Raw genomic sequence first — 23,494 nt, 5'->3', positions numbered from 1 at the left:
TCTTGGATCAATTAAACGCGTTAACCTATAAATTGCTGTGGGGGCAGCTGTGGGAACTCGGACAGTTTACACAGCATTCGTTTGACCTGGACGCTCTGAAGGCCAAGGTGCATTCGCGCTACGGAAGCTGGCTTGAAGAGAGTCTGACACAGCTAACCGAACAGGGGTATATCAGGCAACCACAAGGACAGGGTCTTGCGAAAGCATCTCCTCCTGTTCGTCTGAACGAGGTGTGGGAAGAGTGGGCCGCCGCCAAGAAGGAATGGCTGGGCAATCCCAATTTACATGCCCAAGTCAACCTGTTGGAAACGGCGCTTCGGGCGCTTCCGGCGATATTGACCGGCCGGACCGCCGCCACTGACGTTCTGTTTCCAAACGGCTCGATGAAGCTTGTCGAAGGCATCTATAAACATAATCCGGTATCGGATTATTTTAACGAGGTGTTGGCCAATACAGCGGCCGCATATGTAAAAAGTCTGGATCAAGGGCAACGGATGCGAATTCTTGAGCTGGGAGCGGGAACGGGCGGTACGAGCGAGATGCTCTTCCGCAAGCTGGACCCTTATCGGGAACAGATCGCGGAGTACGTTTACAGCGACTTATCAAAAGCATTTCTTATCCATGCACAAGAACAATACGGACCGGCAGTTCCCTATTTAAGCTGCCGGATCGTCAACGTTGAAGAGCCCTTGGCGGAACAGGGGATTTCGCCCGGCACATTCGATATGGTCATCGCGTCAAACGTGCTGCATGCGACAAAAAATATTCGGCTTACGCTACGCAACGTTAAATCTGCACTGAAAAAAAATGGTTTATTGCTGCTAAATGAGATGAGCCACAACACACTCTTCGCTCACCTGACATTCGGTCTTCTGGATGGCTGGTGGCTCTATGAGGACGACTGGCTGCGCATCCCGGGTTCGCCCGCCTTATCTTCGGAGAACTGGACGAAAGTTTTGGAGCAGGAGGGGTTCCAGTCGGTTTATTTCCCGGCGCAGGCAGCTCGGAGCTTGGGACAGCAGATTATCGCTTGCCAGAGCGATGGCGTTGTCCGAAAATCCGGTACATCATCAGCAAAACAAACCGGGTCGACTATGGATACCGCTGCGGCGATGATTATCTCCACAACGGCAGATGATACCGGAAAAGTGGAACCGAAAGCGGATTGGACTCCTCAGGACAATGACAGATACATGCAAGCTGTCAAGCTCATGCTTAGAAAGCACATCTCGACAGCGCTTAAGGTTGACCGCGATCAGATCGCTCCGAACCATGCTTTTGCCGATTACGGGCTGGACTCCATTACGGGCGTTCACTTAATCCAATTGGTTAATGGGGAGCTTGGACTGGAGCTGCCGACAACCGTTCTGTTTACATACAGCTCGATTAATCAGTTTACAGGCTATTTGCTGGCTGAGCATGGCGAAGCCGTTTCCAGGGTCTTCGGAGCTGCGGACCGCATAGCGCCGCAGGCAGATGCTAGGTCGAGCTCTGCAGGCGAAAGCTTACGGGAGGCAGACTTCGAAACGAACGAAGTGGAAACGCCCGCTGCGTTCCAGAAAGCGGATGCACCAGCCCGAGGTCCGGCTCATAAGGAGCCGATTGCCATCATCGGCATGAGTGGAAGGTTTGCCAAATCCCGTCATTTTGAAGAATTATGGGAGCATTTGGCCAGTGGAACGGATTTGGTCGGGGAAATCACGCGATGGAAACAGTCGGATTCCAATATCGTTCGCTTTGGTAGCTTACTTGACGATTATGACCAGTTCGACCCGTACTTTTTTCATATTTCGGGAACGGAAGCGGTTTACATGGACCCTCAGCAGCGGTTGTTTCTGGAGGAGTCCTGGAAAGCGCTGGAGGACGCCGGCTATGCCGGATCGGCAATGGAAGGCCGCCGGTGCGGCGTTTATGTGGGGTACAATATCGGCGATTATATGCAGCTGATCGGCGATAATCCTCCAGCGCAGGCGATGTGGGGAAATGCCGGTTCTATCGTAGCTGCTCGAATTTCGTATTATTTGAACCTGAAAGGCCCGGCGATAGCAGTTGATACCGCCTGCTCCAGCTCACTCGTATCTGTTCATCTTGCATGTCAGGGACTGTGGGCGCGGGAGACAGATATGAGCTTGGCCGGGGGTGTGTTCATTCAGTCTACCCCGGCTTTCCACGACAGTGCACAACGAGCAGGCATGCTGTCTGCTTCCGGGCGCTGTTACACGTTTGATGAACGGGCGGATGGTTTTGTGCCAGGCGAGGGTGTCGGTGCGGTTGTTCTCAAACGGTTAAGCGATGCAGTTGCTGATGGCGACCATATCTACGGTGTCATTGCCGGATCGGGCATGAACCAGGACGGCACGACCAACGGGATTACGGCTCCGAGCGGTGCTGCACAGGAAGAGCTCGAGCGCGAAGTGTATGAACAATTCGGCATCGATCCGGGGCGCATTCAACTGGTAGAAGCACACGGCACCGGTACTAAGCTTGGCGACCCCATCGAGCATGAGGCGTTAACGCGCGCATTTAGACATTACACAACCAAAACGGAATACTGTGCGATCGGCTCTATCAAGACAACGATCGGTCATACGATCGCTGCAGCGGGCATCGCGGGGTTGATCAAGTTGATGTTGTCATTGAAATATAAAAAGCTTCCGCCATCCCTTCATTATCAGCAGGGCAATGCGAATATCCGAATGGAAGGAAGTCCCTTCTACGTTAATACCCACCTCAAGGAATGGCCTGCTGAGCCGGGTGAAAGCCGGCTCGCGGCGATCAGTTCATTCGGCTTCAGCGGGACGAATGTGCACATGGTCCTTCAGGAAGCGCCGTCGATCGATCGTCAGCCAAGGTCAACGCGCAGTCATCTGCTGGTACTGTCGGCGCAGTCCGACGCACAGCTGCGTCAGCAGGCGGAGCAACTAATCGCTTACTGCGGCAAGCATCCCGAAGCGGATATTGGGGATATGAGCTATACGCTGCTGATCGGACGTAAGCATTTGCCGCATCGGTTGGCCTGTATCATTGAGGATGTGACTGCCCTTGTCGCTGTGCTGAACCGCTGGCTCCTTGAGGGAAGCGCGCCGGGTCTCTTTGCGTCGGTGGTGCACGAATGGGAACGGCAGGAGGATGCGATCAAGAAGAACGAGGGTCTGGCGTACATCATGGAATGGCGTAATTCGGAGCGCGATAAGCCGGAGATGTTAGAAAGGATTGCCCGCTTGTATCAGCAAGGCTATGAGCTGGCGTATGACGAGCTGTTTACAGCAAGTCAATACAGACGGATTTCATTGCCGGTGTATCCGTTTTCACGGGAGAGATTTTGGGTGCCGCTTAGCGGAGGAAGTGAGTCGGTGAAGCGGGATGAACAGCAGCAATCGGGAGTTCTTCATCCGCTGGTGCACCGCAATACGTCGACGCTTACGGAGCAGCGGTACAGCTCCGTTTTCACGGGAGATGAGCCCTTCTTCACGGACCATGTGCTAAACGGCCAGAAGATTTTTCCCGGCTCTGCTTACTTGGAAATGGCTCATGCAGCTGTACGGCTTGCTACTGAATCGGCTGCTGACGACGGACAAATCCTGCAGCTGAAGCATGTTGGATGGGTACAACCCCTCATTGCGCGGGATGAACCGGTTGCTCTTCACATCGCTCTCGCTTCCGGAGAGAATGAGGAAATTACGTTCGAGGTATACAGCTTGTCGGGGGATAAAGATAGGGAAGCAGCGGTTGTTCATTTTCAAGGTTCGGGAAGGTGGATAGCCGCCACGCCGGAGGAGCGACTGAATGTGCGGGAGGCGCAAGCGGCATGCCGCCATACGGTTTCGTCGGAAGCATGCTACGAGGCGTTTGCACAAATCGGCTTTCATTACGGCATCACCCACAAAGGCATCGAGCAGCTTCATATTGGAGAACAGGCTGCGCTGGCAAAGCTGTCGATGCCTGCTAATCGAGGGAGCGTGGAGCCTTTTACGATGCATCCCGGTCTGCTGGATGCCGCACTTCAATCGATGGCTGGTCTTGTACTCGGAGAAAATGACGTAAGCCCATTGGATGGCAGTCTTCGTTTAAGCCCGCTTCTGCCCTTCGCTATTGAAACGCTCGATATCGTACATGCCATGGATGCCGAGATGTGGGCGTATTTGCGATTCAGTCACGACTCGGGGATGCGTGGCGGCATTAAGAAGATTGACATCGATTTGGTTGACGCTCAGGGCCGTTTATGCGTACGGATCAAAGGGTATGCTGCCCGCCCGGTACAAGCAAACGCACACTCCGATGAGGGAGTGTTGTTGTTCGAGCCGATATGGGAAACGGCGGAGGACTCTATAGGTTCAAACGAAGCTGTGCACCGATATGAGCGCCGAATTGTCGTCGCTGCTGAAGACTGTGCCTTCGCTCTGAAGGAAATCGAAGGACAGGAGGATGACGTCCGGTGCATCGCGCTGCAGACCGAACATCAGGATAAGATCGACCTGCGTTACCAGGCCTATGCAGAAAAGCTGCTCGGTATCGTACAGGAAGTGCTGCAGGATAAGCGCCCAACTATTATACAGCTGCTTATCGGCCATACCGATCAACAGCAATTGGCTGCGGGGTTGTCGGGAATGCTCAAAACAGCGGCCATGGAAGAGCCGAGAATAGCCGGCCAGCTGATCGAGCTTGAAACTCAGTCGAGTGAGCTGCACTTCGCCCAATTACTAGCGGCGTACGCAAAGCACCCAGAATTGCAGCACATCCGATTGAATAGGGAGCAGCAGAGCACTCTGCGCTGGCGCGAGATGCGTACGGTTCCCGAGCCGTCTACAGTCGTTCCTTGGAAGGATGGCGGCGTTTACCTCATAACCGGGGGAACAGGCGGGCTTGGCGTGCTGTTTGCGGAAGAAATTGCGCGAAGGACCCGCGGCGCTGCCGTGATCCTTACGGGACGATCAGCACTGGACCAAAGCAAGCGTGAACAGATGGCGCAATTAACCAATCGAGGGCTGACGGTGGAATACAGGCAAACGGATGTCGGTAGCCTGGGGGCGGTTGAAACGCTGATTCAAGAGATTTGCCGCAAATACGGTACATTGAACGGGATCCTGCACGGCGCCGGTGTTATTCAAGATGCGTATTTGAGGAAGAAGTCCGCTGCTGAACTTCAGAAGGTCCTTCGGCCAAAAGTATCCGGAACGGTCCATCTGGATGATGCGACTCGCCATATTCCGTTGGATTTCTTCCTGCTTTTCTCGGCTTTAGCAGGTGTAATAGGTAATCCCGCTCAGGCTGATTATGCGGCCGCCAACGCCTTTCTGAATCGTTTTGCTGCCTACCGTAACGAGTTAGCGGAAGCCGGACAACGGCATGGCCGCACATTGTCGATTTGTTGGCCGCTGTGGCAAGAAGGCGGCATGCAGGTTCATGCCGAGACGGCGAAGCTGTTGAAGCAAAAGAGCGGCATGCGGGCAATGGCAAGCAGCACGGGCATTCAAGCGTTTTACATGGCTTTGGCTGCTGGAAAATCGCAAATCACCGTTATCGACGGTGAGAAAGAAACGTTACGTTCCTTTATGAGGATGGCACAGAACGAAGGGAAGGCGCAGGCTTTCGAAAGCGGCATAAAAGAGCCGTCCGCTTGGGATCAAAGCGATGCGCTTCAGGAGAAAGCGGTCGCGTACTTGACGAATTTGATATCCTCCGTGGCCGGCACGCCTGCTAGCCGGATGGACCCTGAAGCTCCGATGGAAACGTACGGCCTCGATTCCGTCATGGTGATGCAAATCACTAGCCGGCTGGAAGCAGCCTTTGGCTCGCTGTCGAAAACATTGTTTTTCGAATACCCAAACATCGGTCGACTGGCGGCTTTTTTCATCGAACATCATCGGTTCCGTTTGGCCGAGTTAGTTGGCGCTAAAATGGCGGCGGAAGATTCCATGAGTCCTATTACCGTTTTACCGAAGCTAAAGGAAGCACGCCGCAAAGCTGCACGTCCGATATCCAAGCGGCCGACAGAAGCACGGAACGGAAGTCGTGTACACGATATTGCGATCATCGGCATAGCCGGCCGTTATCCAGGTGCTAAAAATGTTGAACAATTTTGGGAAAAGCTTCGTGACGGTCAGGACTGCATCAGCGAAATTCCGCCCGACCGCTGGGATCACAGCGTCTACTATGACCCGGATAAGAGTAAGCCGGGGAAAGTGTATACGAAGTGGGGCGGATTTGTGGAGGGCGTCGACCGCTTCGATCCGTTGTTCTTTCATATATCGCCGCGTGAAGCCGAGATCATGGATCCGCAGGAAAGATTGTTTCTGCAATGCGTCTATGAAGCGATCGAAGACGCCGGATATACACGGGAATCGCTCGCTTCCGAGGGTCAAGGGAAGACGAAGCGGGTTGGCGTATTCGTTGGCGTCATGAACGAGGAATATCAGCTATATGGCGCGGAGTTGACTGCTCGAGGGAAGCCAATTGCACTATCTGGTAATCCCTCGTCTGTCGCAAACCGGGTCTCTTACTTCTGCGATTTCAAAGGACCAAGCATGGCGGTGGACACGATGTGTTCCTCGTCGCTGACAGCCATTCATCTGGCTTGCCAAAGCTTGCGGCAAGGGGAAAGTCGTGTTGCCGTGGCCGGCGGAGTCAACGTATCCGTCCACCCGAATAAATACATTTTCCTTTCCCAAGGTAAATTCGCTTCCAGCAAAGGCCGCTGTGAAAGCTTCGGGAAAGACGGCGACGGTTACGTACCCGGCGAAGGGGTAGGTGCAGCTGTGTTGAAACCGCTCGAAGATGCAATTGCGGACGGCGATCTCATTTATGGCATTATCAAGGGAACGGCTATCAACCACGGCGGCAAAACAAACGGCTATTCGGTACCCAGTCCAGCTGCGCAGGCCGATGTCATTGGCGAGGCAATCAAGGATGCCGGTATTGATCCGCGAACCATTAGCTATATCGAAGCGCACGGCACGGGCACTTCGCTTGGCGATCCGATTGAAATCGCGGGCTTGAGCCAATCCTTCCGCGCCCATACGGCCGACGTTCGCTTTTGTGCGATCGGCTCGGCCAAATCGAACATCGGCCATTGCGAAAGCGCAGCAGGCATTGCCGGTTTGACGAAGGTATTGCTTCAGATGAAATACGGTCAACTGGCGCCGTCACTGCATGCGGAGAAGCTCAATCCGAACATCGATTTCGAGCAATCACCTTTTGTGGTACAGCGGACGTTGGAGGCCTGGAACCGACCTGCTCTGACCATAGACGGGACCACAAGGGAACTTCCGAGAATTGCTGGACTCTCTTCCTTTGGCGCGGGAGGCTCCAACGGGCATCTCGTTATCGAAGAATATATTTCAGAAGAACATGTGACAGGCGAAAAGCAGACTTACCATAGGGATCATCCGGCTATCATTGTACTTTCAGCGCGCGACGAAGATCGTCTACAGCTCGTTGCGCAGCGTCTCTTGTCCTTCATACGCGATCAAGGCTGTGAACAAATAAACCTGGAGAATCTTGCCTACACCCTCCAAGTGGGCCGGGAAGCGATGGAGGAACGGCTGGCGATGCTCGTCGGTTCGGTCGAGGAGCTGGAGAATAAGCTGCTTGCTTATGTAGCGGATCACGAAGAGCGGAACAACGTTTTCCGCGGTCACATCCAAACCAATGAACTGATGCAAATGTGGCGGACAGACGAGGATTTATCGGAGACGTTTAAGGCATGGATGAGAAAAGGGAAATTCGGGAAGATCCTCGGTCTGTGGGTGAAAGGGCTGAACATCGATTGGCGCCTGCTTTACGAAGATACGGTTCCACGCCGGATGAGTCTGCCAACGTATCCGTTTGCGGAGGAGAGGTACTGGATACCGGAAACCGACATCCTATTTGCTCGGGAAGGAGAGGGCGGAAAGCCTCTTCATCCGTTGCTGCACCGGAATACATCGGAAGTGTCGCAGCTGCGTTTCAGTTCGCTGTTTACCGGTAAGGAGCATTTCCTAAGCGATCATGTTGTTGATGGGAATAAGGTTATGCCGGGCGCCGCTTACCTCGAAATGATTCGCGCAGCCGCTGAGGCTGCAGCCGGTAAGCTGTTAAGTTCGGCAGGCACTCGTCTTCATCAGATCGTATGGAGAAAACCGCTTGTCATGAACAATGCATCCTCCGAGGTGCATATTCGGCTCCGTAAGGAAGACGAAGGGTTGGCATGCGAGGTCTTTACCAATCAGGGCGAAGACGAGAATGAGACCTTGTATTGTACGGCAACGGTATCGCTTCAGGAGCCCGAAGAGAGCCCGATTATGGATATTGAAGTCATAAGAGCACAATGCAGCGGGCCGAAGCTGTCAGGCGAACAGTGCTATCGGGCATTCGAATCAGCCGGACTTTTGTATGGACCCGGCAATAGAGGGATCAGAAGTATCTATACCGGCAACGCTCAAGCATTGGCGAACGTGTTTGTTCCGGCGGAAGTAGCTAGCACGCCGCATGATTATGTGCTTCATCCGAGTTTGATTGATTCCGTCTTCCAGGCAACGATCGGCTTGTTTCCCCGTCAAGTTCTGGAAGCAATGGAGGGGCAGCCGCAATCCGTGAGCCCAATCGTTCCTTTTGCGCTGGAGGAATTGGACATCCTTGGCCCATGTTCAGGAGAGATGTGGGCGTGGATCCGGTTCAGTAGCGATCTTCTACCGGAGAGCCCGATTCGCAAGCTGGATATCGAGCTTATCGACAGCAGCGGAATCGTTCGTGTACGGATGAGAGGATTGACGTCCAGACGGATTGACCGAGAAGAGGTTCGTGATCAACCTGTTGCGACCCCTACAGAAACGCTTTTTTTCCAGCCGATGTGGGAACGGAAGCCTTGCCATACGGAGAAGAACACGGTGACTTATACCAGGCGGATCGTCTTGTTGGGCGGATCGGATAGCTCGCTTGCGGATCAACTCATACAACAGGGGGACGGGGCAGAGGTTCATCTATTGGGCGACGGCCTGGAAAATATGACGTTGGCGTCGTGTTATACGATTTATGCCAAACGGATGCTGAAACAGCTTCAATCCGCACTTCATGGTACGGAAGGCAGGACGCTGATTCAATTGGTACTCCCGAGTAGCGACAATCAGCGTGTCTTGGTTGGATTAAGTGGAATGCTGAAGACCGCTACTCTTGAACATCCCGGTGTCGTCGGGCAGACGATTTTACTGGGTAAGGACTCGGTAGGTCCTGTCATTGCCAGGATTATCGACGAGAATGGGTCTGAACCGGAGGACGACGTCATTCGTCATGAAGCCGGTAATCGTTATGTTCAAAGGCTTGTGGAAATGGGACATAAAAACGGGGTTCCGGTACCTTGGAAACATAACGGCACGTATCTGATCACAGGCGGCTGCGGCAAGCTTGGGATGATCGCTGCGCGAGATGCTGCCGCGCGAACTAGGGGTGCGAACCTGATCCTAACGGGGCGCTCCGCTCATGATGAAGGAATACAGAAGCATCTTGACGAGTTGAAAGCGGTGGGAGCCCATGCAGAGTACCGCAGCTTGGACATCAGCGACGCTTCCGCCATCCAAGAAATAATCGAACAGATAGAAGCTCGCTATGGCGGTTTGTCCGGCATCATTCATTGCGCAGGCACTCGGGCGGACAGCTTCATCTTGAAAAAAACGGAAATGGACATCGATCGGGTATTCGCAGCTAAAGTGACCGGTCTTATTCATCTGGACCGTTCAACGAGGCATATGGAGCTCGACTTTATGCTGCTTTATTCCTCTCTTGCCGGAACGCTTGGCAATTTCGGTCAAGCCGACTACGCAGCCGCCAATGGGTTTATGGACGCGTTCGCAGCGCATCGGAACGATCTTACGGCTTCAGGACATCGCAAGGGCAAAGCCTGCTCGATCGCCTGGCCGCTCTGGGAGAAGGGCGGCATGCAGATCGATGAGGAAACGCTCTCCATGATGAACAGGCTGACCGGGATGTCTGTGCTCGAAACCAACGGCGGGTTGCACGCTTTATATGCCGCAGCAGCATCAGCAGCGGATCATGTCCTGACGATAGCGGGAGATCCTTCCCGCATACGGGCTGCCTTGACGGCCGGGAGTCAGTCTCCGCCGCAGGCTCAAGCTCGACCGGCAGTTGTTATGCAGCAGCCTATAAAGGCTGACGGCATTCCGGCCTTTCCGCAGGATGAGCTGGAGCAGAGAACCATAGCGTACTTAAAATCGCTTGTATCGACGGTAATTAAGCTGCCCATTCAGCGGATGCATGAGGATACGCCGTTCGAGAAATATGGTGTCGATTCAGTGACCATCATGCAGTTGACAGCGAGTCTGGAACAATCATTCGGAACGTTGTCCAAATCGCTATTCTTTGAATATATGACGATCAGGGAGCTTGCCAGCTATTTGATGCGTGCTCACCTCAGCCGTCTGCCTGCTGTCTTGGGCTTGGAGGACGGTTCTTCGTTCGGATCGGCAGCGTCCATCCCTGAACGCGCCGGTCTTTCGCGTCATGACAGCCATGCTGTAGAGAAAGAAGAATCACCTGCCAGCAAAAACGATATTGAATCGGTAGGAGCTGGAGCTACAACCGAATGGCGGCCGGAGGATATCGCGATTATCGGGGTGGCCGGACGCTATCCGGGAGCAAGAGACGTGGAGGCGTTTTGGCACAATATCCGGAACGGCGTCGACAGCATCACCGAAATCCCGGAAGACCGTTGGAATCATGAGGCGATCTTTGATGCAGAGCCTGATAAACAGGGGAAAACCTATTCCAAATGGGGAGGCTTTCTGGAAGGGGGGGATCGTTTCGATCCGTTGTTCTTTCACATTTCGCGCAAAGAAGCGGCGTTTATGGACCCTCAGGAGCGATTGTTTTTACAGTGCACGTACGAGATGCTACAGGATGCCGGATACACGAGGCATGACCTGCAGCAGCTCGATTCGTCCGGTCTTGGCGGTAATGTAGGCGTTTACGTCGGTGTCATGTACGAGGAATATCAGCTTTATGGTGCGGAAGAAACGGTTCGGGGCCGGCCGATGGCGCTGTCTGGCAGCGCTTCGTCGATTGCGAACCGCGTATCGTATTTTTGCAATTTACATGGACCAAGCCTGGCTATTGATACGATGTGCTCATCTTCGCTCACCGCGATACATTTGGCCTGCCAAAGTCTGCGCGAGGGAGAATGCGATGCAGCTATAGCAGGGGGGATAAACCTTTCTATTCATCCGAATAAGTACTTGGCGCTTGCGCAAGGAAAATTCGCGTCGAGCAAAGGCCGGTGCGAGAGCTTCGGCGAGGGAGGCGATGGTTACGTGCCAGGCGAAGGCGTTGGCGCCGTTCTGTTAAAGCCGTTGTCACGGGCCATTGCCGACAAAGACCGCATCTACGGCGTCATTAAAGGCTCAGCAGTCAACCATGGCGGTAAGACGAACGGCTACTCGGTTCCGAATCCGAAAGCGCAGGCAAGTGTGGTCGAGCGGGCGATCCGGAAGTCGGGCATTGATCCGGGAGCAATCAGCTATATCGAAGCGCATGGGACCGGTACGGCGCTTGGCGATCCCATCGAAATAAAAGGTTTAAGTGATGCATGGAAAACGAGTGCCCTTCCGACATCCGTCTGTGCGATCGGTTCCGTAAAATCCAACATCGGTCACTGCGAGAGCGCAGCGGGAATTGCGGGCTTAACGAAGGTGCTGATGCAGTTGAAATACGGGGAACTGGCGCCATCGCTTCATTCCGAGAAGCTGAACCCGAATATCGTCTTCACGGATACACCGTTTAGGGTGCAGCAGGAGCTGGAGGAATGGAAGCGGCCCGTCGTCGAAGCAGGCGGAGAAAAGCGGGAAATGCCGCGTATAGCGGGAATTTCTTCATTCGGCGCGGGAGGATCCAATGCTCACTTAATCGTGGAAGAATATAATCCGCCCGCAGCGGTACATTCGGCCGATCAGGCTGGGAGGACCGTTCCGATTGTTTTGTCCGCACCGAACAAAGAGGGACTGAAACGATTGGCTTCTCGCTATCTGGATGCGATAGCAATGCGGCAGATTACGGATGATAACTTGACTGATGCGGCTTACACCCTTCAGGTGGGTCGTGAGGCGATGGAAGAACGAGCGGCTATGACCGTTTCTTCGGTTCTGGAGCTGAAACGCGGGTTGCAGGCGATTGCCGAGAACGGCCAAATGGAGAAGCTGCACCTCGGCAGGGTGAAGTCAGGCACGGCATTGTCCGAGCTACAGGCCGGAGCGCCGGATGAATCGACCTGGCTGGGATGGTTTGCTTCAGAGAAGTTTGAGCCGCTTCTGTCTTTATGGGTAAGCGGCATTGATTTCGATTGGCGGCTTGTCTACGGCAAAACGACACCAAGACGCATTAGCCTGCCTTCCTATCCGTTCGCTGAAGAAAAATGCTGGTATAACATTAGCGGCAATGGACAGAAATCCGCAGGAACATATGGAAGCGAACCTGCACCAGCTCCAAACGTTCATATTCATGAGGCTGGAACGATGGACCGGGAAGCAGTGGAGACAATTACGTTAAGGCCGCTATCGAACATTCCCGATCAAATCGATCACGGAAGCGGACACTCGCTGCAGCTCCCGCCGATTAAATTGAAGAAGATCGACGGGGTATCGAAGCAGCGCATATCGCTCGACGTGTTGATTGAGCAGCTGGCCGAGAGCTTGGCCGATACGATGTTTATGGAGCGGGCCGAATTGGACCCAGAGAGAAAGTTTGTCGAAATCGGCGTGGACTCGATTATCGGCGTGGAATGGATCAAAGCAGTGAATAAGAAGTATGACGTATTCATTACGGCGACCAAAATATATGATTACTCGACTTTAAGCGAATTTGCCACCTATTTGCACGGCGTAATCGCTGAGAAGGCCGCTTCGGTTGGGAACGAAGCGGAAGCAGAACACGATTACGATCACGTAAGCCAGTTGCCGAAGCAAACGGCTGCACTTACGGCTGCCGAACATGAGGTCCCTGCCGAAGAAAGGACGCCCCCTCCAAACAATGGTGTTTCCTTGGAGGTACTGGAAGAACAATTGGTCCAGAGCATGGCGGAGGCCATGTTTATGCAGCCTGACGAGATTGATCCTGAAATTAAATTCGTGGACATCGGGGTTGATTCGATTGTCGGCGTCGAATGGATCAAGGCGGTTAATAAGCAATACGGCACGAGCATCACGGCGACGAAAATATATGACTATTCGACGATCAGACAGTTCGCGGCGTACCTGAGTTCCGAGCTGAGCCGGGGGCAAGGCGCTTTCCCAGAACAGGAAACCGTACGTTCTCCGCTTCTGCTGGATGACATTTTGCAGCAAGTAGAAAGCGGTAGGCTGGACATTCAAGAGGCTAACAATTACGTCAGTCGTCTTATCCTTGAGGAGGAACGGAATTGAACAGACAAGAAATAACAGCCCTTATCATAAAAAATTTGTATGAGATCGTCCCCGAATTAGAGGGACGGGAACTAAGGCCGGAGGACCGGCTTTCGGATCTCGGATTGAACTCCATCGACCGTGCGGATCTAATTTCGATGGTGATGGAGGATTTGTCTCTTTTGCAGAATCAAAGATCGCAGTTTATTGGATTATCAAGCATAGGGGAACTGGCCGATGGGTTCTTGGGCAAGCTGTAGGCCGGACGATATCGTCATCTCAGGCATTGGCATCACATCGGCCATTGGTCAAGGACAGGCGGCCTTCGCGGCAGCCCTCCTTGACGGCCGGCACGCCTTTGCTGTGCTGAACCGTCCAGGTCGCCAAAAAGGCAGCTCTTCTTTTCTTGGAGCGGAGATCGAATCGCTGGTTATGCCGGAAAATCTTTCTAAACGGCTGCTGCGAACAGCTTCCTTCTCCGGACAGGCTGCGATGGCAACGATGCACGAGGCTTGGGAGGATGCAGTTCTGGATCAGGTTGAGCCAGAGCGTATCGGCCTCATTATCGGCGGTTCCAACTTACAGCAGCGCGAGGCTCTCCAAGTCTATGCCTCGTATTCGGAACGTCCTTCGTTTCTGAGGCCCACTTATGCGATGACGTACATGGACAGTGATTTATGCGGACTTTGCACGGAGCAGTTTGGGATTCGCGGATTTGCGTTTACATTGGGAGGCGCATCCGCAAGTGGTCAGGCTGTCATCGCACAAGCGGTTCAAGCTGTTAGCTCCGGGGAAGTCGATACTTGTATCGCAGTCGGGGCATTGGCCGACCTTTCCTATATGGAGCTTGCGGCTTTTCGTAGTCTGGGCGCAATGGGCTCTGATCAATATGCCGACAGACCGGATCTGGCCTGTCGGCCATTCGATCGCGGCCGGGACGGCTTTATCTACGGAGAAAATTGCGCTGCCGTCGTCATTGAGCGCGCGTCTTTTGCCGGTAAGAGAGGGGTTCGTCCTTATGCGGCCATTACCGCCACGGCGATCGCGATGGACGGCAACCGAAATCCGAATCCGTCCTACGAGGGAGAAATGCGCGTGATCCGCGAAGCTCTTCGCCGGGCCAGCATTTCAGCCGCCGACATCGACTACGTCAATCCGCATGGAACGGGCTCTCCGATCGGTGATGAAACGGAGCTGCGCGCGCTTAAAGACAGCGGATTGTCGCATGCCTACATCAATGCGACTAAATCGATAACAGGCCATGGCCTTAGTGCGGCAGGTGCCGTGGAAATTGTTGCGGTATTACTTCAGATGCGTAACTCCCGCCTTCATCCGACGCGTAATCTGGAGCTTCCGGTTGACGAGTCGTTCAATTGGGTGAAGGAACAATTCGTCACGCACTCCATTTCTCGTGCTCTATGCCTCAGCATGGGCTTTGGCGGCATGAATACAGCGGTCACACTGCAAAAGCTTTAATACGAACGGAGAAGGAGAATGGCCTTGACTCAAGTTGGAATAGAAGCGATGAATGTTTTTGGCGGCACTGCTTTTCTGGATGTCCCGGAACTTGCAGCGAGGCGCCAATTGGATAATGCCCGGTTCGAGAATCTGATGATGCTCGAGAAAACCGTTGCCTTGCCTTACGAGGACCCTATTACGTTCGGTGTCAATGCCGCGAAGCCGATCGTGGATTCGCTGTCTGAAGAAGAGCGGAACCGGATCGAGCTGGTGATTACCTGCACAGAATCCGGTATCGATTTCGGCAAATCGATGAGCACGTATAGCCATCACTATCTCGGCTTAAACCGCCGCTGCCGGATGTACGAAATCAAGCAGGCCTGCTATTCGGGAACAGCAGGCCTGCATGCTGCAGTTAATTTTATTCTCTCCGGCACATCACCGGGAGCCAAGGCGCTGGTGATTGCTACGGACATATCCCGTTTTTTCGTGGCTGAGGGTGGGAGCTCGCTGACCGAAGACTGGTCCTATGCAGAGCTAAGTGCTGGAGCTGGAGCTGTTGCCCTTTTGGTCAGTGATACACCGTATGTCTTCCAAATCGATACGGGCGCGAGCGGTTATTACGGTTATGAAGTGATGGATACGTGCCGCCCGATGCCGGACAGCGAAGCAGGTAATTCCGATTTGTCGCTGTCCACGTATTTGGACTGCTGCGAACAAACCTTTATGGCCTACAAATCGCGGGTGCCTGAAGCCGACTATAAGGATACGTTTCAATATTTGGCGTTTCATACGCCCTTCGGTGGTATGGTGAAGGGCGCGCATCGCACGATGATGCGAAGAATCGCGAAGGCGAAAGCGCCGGAGATCGAAGCGGACTTTAATCAACGTGTGCTTCCCGGCATTCGATTTTGCCAGCGTGTCGGCAATATCATGGGTGGCACTATCTTTCTGTCACTGGCAGGCCTAATCGAGCATGGGACATTTGATACGCCCAAGCGGATCGGCTGTTATTCGTACGGGTCCGGCTGCTGCTCGGAATTTTACAGCGGTGTCGCCACAAGTCAAAGCCAGGTGGCACTGCGTAAATTCAAGCTGAGCGAACGTCTGCAGGAGCGAAGTCTGCTCGGCTTTGACGAATATGAAGCGATGCTGAGAAGCGGTCACGGCATCCGGTTTGGAACTCGTAACGCGAAGCTGGACTTGCAAGGGATTCCCGTATCTGTACGGGGCGAGCAGCGGCTCTACCTGGAAGAGATCCGGGACTTCCATCGGATTTACAGGTGGCTGTAATGGAGTTTAAGACGCTACATGTTCGATATCAGGGAACCGTATGCTTTATCAGACTGCACCGACCCGAAGCGGACAACGCAATCAATGACCAGCTTGTGGAGGAACTGGGCTACGTGCTGGACCAATGCGAGGAAGAAGTGACGGTTGTCGTGCTGGAAGGTCTGCCTCATGTATTCTGCACGGGCGCAGATTTCCAGGAGATTCACGCTCATATGGCTGAAGGCCGATCCATACGAAGCAATCCTGAACCTCTGTATGCGTTATGGATGAGAATGCGCACCGGACCGTACATCGTTCTTTCTCACGTCAAAGGGAAGGCAAATGCCGGGGGGCTTGGCTTTATCGCCGCAAGCGATATCGTTCTTGCGGACGGGACGGCTCAATTCAGCCTGTCCGAGCTGCTGTTCGGCCTGTATCCCGCTTGTGTAATGCCGTTTCTTATTCAAAAAACGGGCATGCAGCGCGCGCATTATATGACGCTGATGACGCAGACCTTCGATGCGGAAACCGCACTCCGCTGGGGGTTGGTCGATGCCTGGGAGCCGGATAGTGAGTCGCTAATGCGCCGTCATCTGCTTCGATTGAAGCGTCTGCCAAAAGCGGGGGTCGCGAAGTATAAACGCTATATGATTGAGCTGCAGCCCTTAATCCGGGAAGGCAGGGAACTGGCAATAACTGCGAATCAAACCATGTTTGCCGACCCGGATACGCTCGCAGTTATTTATAATTTTGTCAATAAAGGCCAATTTCCATGGGAAGGTTGATGTGTAATGCAACCGGTTGTAGAGCTGCGTGAAATCGAGCCGGGTATCGCACTGATCACAATGCAGGACCGCGTATACAAAAACACGTTCTCCGACGACCTGGTAAAGGGTTTGGCGCATGCTTTCCTATCTGTAAAGGAAACAGAGCGGTATAAAGCCGTTATTTTGACCGGGTATGATACTTATTTTGCTTCCGGCGGGACGCAAGAAGCTTTGCTTGCCATTTTCGAGGGGCAATTGAAATTTACGGACAGCAACATTTATAGTCTTGCATTGGAATGTCCAGTTCCCGTCATATCCGCTATGCAGGGTCATGCGATCGGAGGCGGGTTTGTGATCGGATTGTTTGCCGATTTTGTCGTCATGAGCCGTGAGAGTGTCTATACGGCCAATTTCATGAAATACGGCTTCACACCGGGAATGGGTGCAACGTATATCTTGCCGCGAAAGCTGGGATTGAGCCTGGGCAATGAGATGCTGCTAAGCGGCAGCAATTACCGCGGGGCGGATCTGGAGAAGAGAGGCGTGCCTTTCGCGGTCCTTCCCCGGGACCAAGTGATGAGCCATGCTCTGGAGCTGGCGCGGCAGCTGGCAGAAAAGCCGCGCCTTTCGTTGGTTGCTTTGAAGGACCATCTGGTTGAGACGGCGCGAGCCGAGCTCCCGAATTATATTGCGAAAGAAGTCGCGATGCATGAGCTAACCTTCCATCAGACAGAAGTTCGGGACAAGATTCTGTCCTTATTTGGTAAATAGCGAACAGGCAGGGGGTGTGAGGGTGAATATTCAAGAGATACTTCGCGCTTTGCAAGCGGGAGAGGTTAGTTCTGAAGATGCCAAGCGTCGAATTATGGAGCTGAAGGCTGCCGACGGGAGGAAAATCCCGTCTCCAGCAGACCATGCTGATTCCCGTAGTCCGGAACCGGAGATGGTCGGATTAAAAGTCGACAGCCGGCAGTCAGCGAAATCGGATTCTGCCGGCCTGGTCGTGTCGAACGTTCATCACATCAGCGAGGTTTCTTTGCGGCCATGGTCCGTATCGGAGCCCGGCTTTGGTGAAATGACGATACAAGTCATGGCATCGGCAGTTAATTTTCCGGATCTCATGTGCGTAAACGGGCTATACCCGACGATGCCCGACTATCCATTCGTGCCGGGGTTTGAAGTAGCCGGAATCGTCACATGCATCGGCAAAGGCGTAGAGGAGTTCCAGATCGGCGATGAGGTCATCGCTCTTACAGGCAGGCAGCTGGGCGGTCATGCCAGCGAAGTGAATGTTGCCGCCGCTAATGCCGTCCGGAAGCCTTCCAATATAACGTTTGAAGAAGGGTGCAGCTTGCCTGTTGTTTTCTCCACAGTTTATCACGCTTTCGAGACAGGGAAGCTTGCGCAAGGCGAGCATGTGCTCATTCAGACGGCGACAGGAGGCTGCGGCCTTATCGCCCTGCAGCTGGCGAATTTGAAAGGCTGCAAGATTTACGGCACGAGCAGCAAAGCCGATAAGCTCGCCCTCCTTGATAGGCTTGGCGTTGCTGCGGCGATCCATTACAGCGCCTCGCCCTTCGATCGGGAAATCGCCTCCTTAACCAATGGCCGCGGGGTTGATGTTGTACTAAATATGCTGTCCGGGGACGCGATTCAGAAGGGCTTGAATTGTTTGGCCCCTTCAGGTCGCTACCTGGAGCTGGCCGTGCATGCGCTGAAGACGAGCGGAAATCTGGATCTTTCCGGACTTGTACATAACCAAACAATTCATAGCATTGATTTACGGCGGTTAAGTGCCCAAAAGGGATTTAACAAGGAATTGCTCCATGTGATGGTTAACCTGCTTCAAACACAGAAAATCGTACCCATTGTGTCCAGGATTTACCCCTTCAAGCGAATTCAAGAGGCGCTTGAATATGTCAGCCGTGGACAGCATATTGGCAAAGTCGTCATAAGCCGTACGGCGGAGGACATGACGGACCAGACCGACGAGCTGATCGAGCGGATGCGAAGGCAGAAAAATCAGAGGCAGGAATCCTTTGGATTGCACAGTGCACAAGTGGTCTTCCGTAGCCAGGAAGATATGACCAAGGAGAAAAGCCGGAAATCGCCCGCTCTGGATGGCATTGCCATCATCGGGATGTCAGGCCAATTCCCCAAGGCCGCTACTATTGACGAATTATGGGACAACATTTGCAAAGGTGAAGACTGCGTATCTGAGATTCCAGCAGAACGCTGGCCTCTCGAGCGATACTACGATCCCGATCCTAAGAAGCCGGGCAAAACATATTCGAAATGGATGGGCGTCTTGGAGGATGCGGACAAATTTGATCCGTTATTTTTCCAAATATCGCCCGTGGAAGCGGAATACATGGATCCGCAGCAGCGGCTATTCCTGGCGAACAGCTGGACCTGCATCGAGAATGCCGGACTGCGTCCATCAGACTTGTCCGGTAGCCGCTGCGGGGTCTTTGCCGGATGTGGCACCGGCGATTACGGACGTATGGATAGTGGAGAAGAGCTCCATGCGCAAAATTTGATGGGGACCTCGGTTTCCATTTTAAGCGCACGCATCTCCTATCTGCTGAATTTGAAGGGTCCCTGCATGGCGATCGACACCGCTTGCTCCTCCTCGCTGGTCGCGATTTCAGAAGCCTGCAACAGCTTGCTCCTGGACAATTGCGACATGGCGTTGGCTGGCGGCGTTAATGTCATGAGCGGACCGGCTATGCATATTATGACGAGCAAATCCGGGATGCTGTCCAAGGATGGGCACTGCTATACGTTCGATAACAGGGCGAATGGATTCGTTCCGGGGGAAGGTACGGGCGTGCTGCTGCTTAAGAGGCTATCCGACGCGGTCCGCGACAAAGACCCGATTCATGCCGTCATACGCGGCTGGGGTATTAATCAGGACGGGAAGACAAACGGAATTACAGCCCCCAGCGCTGCTTCACAGGAAGAGCTGGAGAAATCCGTCTTTGATAAATTCGGCATTAACCCGGAGACCATTTCGCTTGTTGAAGCACATGGTACAGGAACAAAGCTCGGCGATCCGATCGAGGTCGAAGCCCTTACGGCATCGTTCGCCGCATATACGGACAAGAAGGGCTACTGCGCACTCGGTTCCATAAAGAGCAATATCGGTCATTTGCTTGCGGCATCCGGCGTATCGGGCGTCATCAAGGTTGTACAGTCGCTGAAGCACCGTATGCTGCCGCCAACCATTCATTTTGATTCCTTGAATGAGCATATCCGACTTGATGGAAGCCCCTTCTTTATAAACACGTCCTTGAAGAGGTGGGAGAGCGAATCCGGCATTCGACGGGCCTCGGTCAGCTCCTTCGGGTTTAGCGGAACGAACGCCTATATGGTCATTGAGGAATACAATCCGGAATCGCCCGGACATTCGGCTCCACCTATGGATCAACCGCTATTATTCCTGGTATCGGCCAAGACCGAAGATCAGCTGGACGACGCTGTCGCATCCCTTAAAGCCTTCCTACTGCGGGAAACAGACATCTGTTTGTCAGATGTGGCGTTGACGCTGCAAGCGGGGAGGGAAGAAATGGATGTCCGTGCGGCGTTCACGGCAAACACGAGGAAGGAACTGCTGCAGGCAGTGGAGGACCATTTGCTGCGGAGGCCTTCTTCTTTTGTATTCACTGGGAAAGTAAACAGAAGGCAAATAAGGAATCCGATCGCATCAAGCGAAGAACTGCCATCGGAGCATGAGACCGGTTCCTTTCAAGAGGTAAAGCTTGCCGATGCCGCAAAAAAGTGGGTGCAGGGCTTACAAGGGCTGCCTTTGGTGAACGGGGGGAAGCGCATCCACATGCCGACCTATCCGTTTGCGAAGGAGCGGTACTGGCTTGAAGCAAAGGCTTCGGACCGGGACCCGCTCCATACGAAAATTTTGTCTGAGCGTCTTCATCCGCTTGTGCACAGAAATACGTCGGTGTTAGGGAAGACCCGGTTCAGCGCTTCTTTTACAAATGAGGAGGCGCTGCTGCGAGACCATGTTGTCTCTGGACAGTCTATCATGCCAGGAATGGCCTTCCTTGAGATGGCCCGCGCTGCAGTCGAGCTTGCGACAGATTACGTGGATAAGGGACAGGCCATTACGCTGGAAAATGTGGTATGGCTGCGGCCTTTTATTGCGAAAGCGACGGCCGAACACATTCATGTTTCCTTAACGCAGGAGGGTGACAATCAAGTTTCATTTTGTATGCTGGCAGGACCTTCGGAGGCTGATGCGGATGAAGGCCTTATTTATAGCAAAGGGACAGCTGTTATTCATACGGCTTCTGCCCCCCCTCAGCTGGACGTGCAGGCCATTCGCGCCCAATGCTCGGTCGCAAAGCTGGATCAGGAAACGTGCTACGGTGCTTTCGAAAATATGGGAATTGCATATGGTCCAGGTTATAGAGCAGTAAAGACGATTGAAATCGGCGAAGATTGTGCGATCGCTAACATTCATTTGCCGGCCGCCATGAGTGACGAGATGCAGCGGATTGGATGCAATCCGGTATTGCTCGACGCTGCCGCTCAGTCCACGATCGGCTTCGCCTTGCACAGTCATGGACGCCAAATCAACGCTGAGGCAAACGGGCCCTATGTGCCATTTGCGATTCAGGAGCTTACGGTCTACCGTCCTTTTACTTCAGTGATGTGGGCGGTCACTCGCATAAGAAAAGCAGAAGCTTCAGGTGATTCGCTGCGCGTCTTCGATATCGATTTGTGTGACGAGGAAGGCCATGTTTGTGCGGCCATGCGGGGAATGACAACCAAGAGTGCGGGGAAATCAGGGGCCTGGAGCTTTACCCCCCATCAAACCGAGACGGATGGTTCTCACCGATTACCTGATGGATTGCTGCTGCTTCCTACCTGGGAACTTGCCGCATTCAACGAAGCGCCAGCCCTGCAGCATGTTCCGGATGCCGACATCGTGATCGGCGGAACGCCAGAGCAAATCATTCAAATCAACCACAGGTATCCCGCGGCTCAGTCGCTGTCGTTTGAAGCCGAAGCTTCGATTGAGGATATGGCTCAGAAGCTGAGCAACTATAACGATCTGAAGCATATTATATGGATTTCGCCAGTTCATCCGATTCAAACCGTGCGGGACGAAGGTATGATCAGTAAACAACAGGATGGGGTATTCCAGCTTTTTAGGCTCATAAAGTCACTGCTCGAAATAGGCTTCGGGTCCAGGCCCTTGCACTGGTCCATCATCACAGTGGAGACTCAGCCGATTCTTGCAGGTGAAACATCTGGCTTTGCACATGCCGGTGTCCATGGTTTGGTCGGGTCGATGGCGAAGGAATATCCTAGTTGGAGCGTGCGACTGTTAGACATAGGCCTGAAGGACGAACTGCCGTTGGACGTTCTGCCATCGCTGCCAAGGGATGCCAAGGGAAACGCATGGGGCTACCGAAAAGGCGTTTGGTACAAGCAGATGCTGGTTCCTGTCAAAAGCTTGCCGATTAAGCGTACCGCTTACCGGCACGGTGGCGTTTATGTCGTCATCGGGGGAGCCGGAGGCATTGGCGAGGTATGGACCGAGTATATGATCCGTACCTATCAAGCACAAATCGTGTGGATTGGCCGCAGAGAGATGGATGAAGCCATTCGGGCTAAGATCGCACGGTTAGGGGATCTTGGACCTGCTCCAGCCTATATCCAGGCCGATGCGGCAAATTTGGCATCGCTCCAGCAGGCCTATGAGACGATAAAGTCGCGGTATACGCGTATTCATGGCATTGTTCACTCCGCGATCGTCCTGCTCGATCAAAGTTTGGCAAAAATGGACGAGCAGCGGTTTGAAGCGGGGTATGCAGCCAAAAACGGCACAGCTGTACGAACAGCTCAAGTATTTGATCGTGAGCAGTTGGATTTTGTTTTATTCTTTTCATCTTTTAATTCGTTTCTGAAATCGCCTGGTCAGAGCAATTACACAGCTGGGTGTACATTTAGCGACGCTTTCGCAGCGAAGCTCGCCTCCGAGTGGTCTTGTGCCGTCAAGACGATCAATTGGGGGTATTGGGGAAGTGTGGGGACGGTTTCATCCGAAGCTCTCCGTGAGAAAATGGCACGGATCGGAATGGGGTCCATCGAGCCGGACGAAGCCATGGACGTCGTGGAAAGACTGCTTGCTGGGAAGGTGAATCAACTGTGCTTCGTCAAAACGACCAAGCCATTACATATAGAGGAAACAGCCGCAGACCAGCATATAGCGGTTCTACCTGAACGCTACGGATCAGTCCTCAGCAGGATCAGAAGCGACTTCGCTCCGGCTCCCTTTCAAGCCCTCTCGTCTGCAGAAAGACCTTTAGAGGAAGAGACGGGAAGCATCCCGGATGCGAAGCAGCGGGCAGAGGTGCTGTCTTTCGTGAGGGAAACGGCAGCAATGTTCTTGAAGGTCGACGAACAGGACATAGAACCCGACGCGGAATTAGCGGAATACGGCCTTGATCCGGTTAAGATGAGTTTACTCACGGAAATGCTCAATCAACGGCTCGGAATAGATGTAACGCCGGAGCTGGTCATCCGGCACCGGAGTTTTAGGGAGCTGGCAGATAGGATTGCAGATATAAGATGGAAGCCGGGTGTATAACA

At 53.5% G+C, this 23,494-nt stretch carries 7 protein-coding genes; all 7 read left to right on the top strand.

The window, feature by feature from the left end:
- The first annotated feature begins 2 nt into the window (after positions 1–2).
- The 7 genes from HP401_RS06300 to HP401_RS06270 are packed head-to-tail and all read left to right on the top strand — an operon-like array spanning position 3 to position 23,492.
- The gene (locus tag HP401_RS06300) at positions 3–13,400 is read left to right on the top strand and encodes an SDR family NAD(P)-dependent oxidoreductase (RefSeq protein ID WP_173604465.1); all 13,398 of its coding nucleotides are present in this window, start codon (positions 3–5) and stop codon (positions 13,398–13,400) included.
- The gene (locus HP401_RS06295; RefSeq protein WP_106780905.1) at positions 13,397–13,639 is read left to right on the top strand and encodes an acyl carrier protein; all 243 of its coding nucleotides are present in this window, start codon (positions 13,397–13,399) and stop codon (positions 13,637–13,639) included. Before HP401_RS06300 ends, HP401_RS06295 begins: the two co-directional genes overlap by 4 nt.
- A complete protein-coding gene (locus tag HP401_RS06290; protein WP_173604464.1) occupies positions 13,617–14,855 on the top strand; it encodes a beta-ketoacyl synthase N-terminal-like domain-containing protein in 1,239 nt (412 codons plus the stop codon). Before HP401_RS06295 ends, HP401_RS06290 begins: the two co-directional genes overlap by 23 nt.
- A 24-nt stretch (positions 14,856–14,879) precedes the next feature.
- The gene (locus tag HP401_RS06285; protein WP_173604463.1) at positions 14,880–16,130 is read left to right on the top strand and encodes a hydroxymethylglutaryl-CoA synthase family protein; all 1,251 of its coding nucleotides are present in this window, start codon (positions 14,880–14,882) and stop codon (positions 16,128–16,130) included.
- A complete protein-coding gene (locus HP401_RS06280; protein WP_173604462.1) occupies positions 16,130–16,894 on the top strand; it encodes an enoyl-CoA hydratase/isomerase in 765 nt (254 codons plus the stop codon). Before HP401_RS06285 ends, HP401_RS06280 begins: the two co-directional genes overlap by 1 nt.
- Positions 16,895–16,900: 6 nt before the next feature.
- Complete coding sequence (locus tag HP401_RS06275; protein WP_173604461.1) at positions 16,901–17,647, top strand: polyketide synthase; 747 nt, start codon at positions 16,901–16,903, stop codon at positions 17,645–17,647.
- A 22-nt stretch (positions 17,648–17,669) separates the two neighbouring features.
- Positions 17,670–23,492, top strand: coding sequence for an SDR family NAD(P)-dependent oxidoreductase (locus tag HP401_RS06270; RefSeq protein WP_173604460.1), 5,823 nt, complete (start codon positions 17,670–17,672; stop codon positions 23,490–23,492).
- Positions 23,493–23,494 lie beyond the last annotated feature (2 nt).

The sequence above is a fragment of the Brevibacillus sp. HB2.2 genome (genome assembly GCF_013284275.1).
Taxonomy (GTDB): Bacteria; Bacillota; Bacilli; order Brevibacillales; family Brevibacillaceae; genus Brevibacillus; species Brevibacillus brevis_D.
The sequence above is the reverse complement of the archived record's forward strand: the minus strand, read 5'-3'. Positions and strand labels throughout refer to the sequence as shown.

Bases quoted from the DNA above. Each gene is read 5' to 3' on its own strand.
- HP401_RS06290 (WP_173604464.1), top strand. From the start codon at position 13,617: ATGGGTTCTTGGGCAAGCTGTAGGCCGGACGATATCGTCATCTCAGGC.
- HP401_RS06280 (WP_173604462.1), top strand. From the start codon at position 16,130: ATGGAGTTTAAGACGCTACATGTTCGATATCAGGGAACCGTATGCTTT.
- HP401_RS06275 (WP_173604461.1), top strand. From the start codon at position 16,901: ATGCAACCGGTTGTAGAGCTGCGTGAAATCGAGCCGGGTATCGCACTG.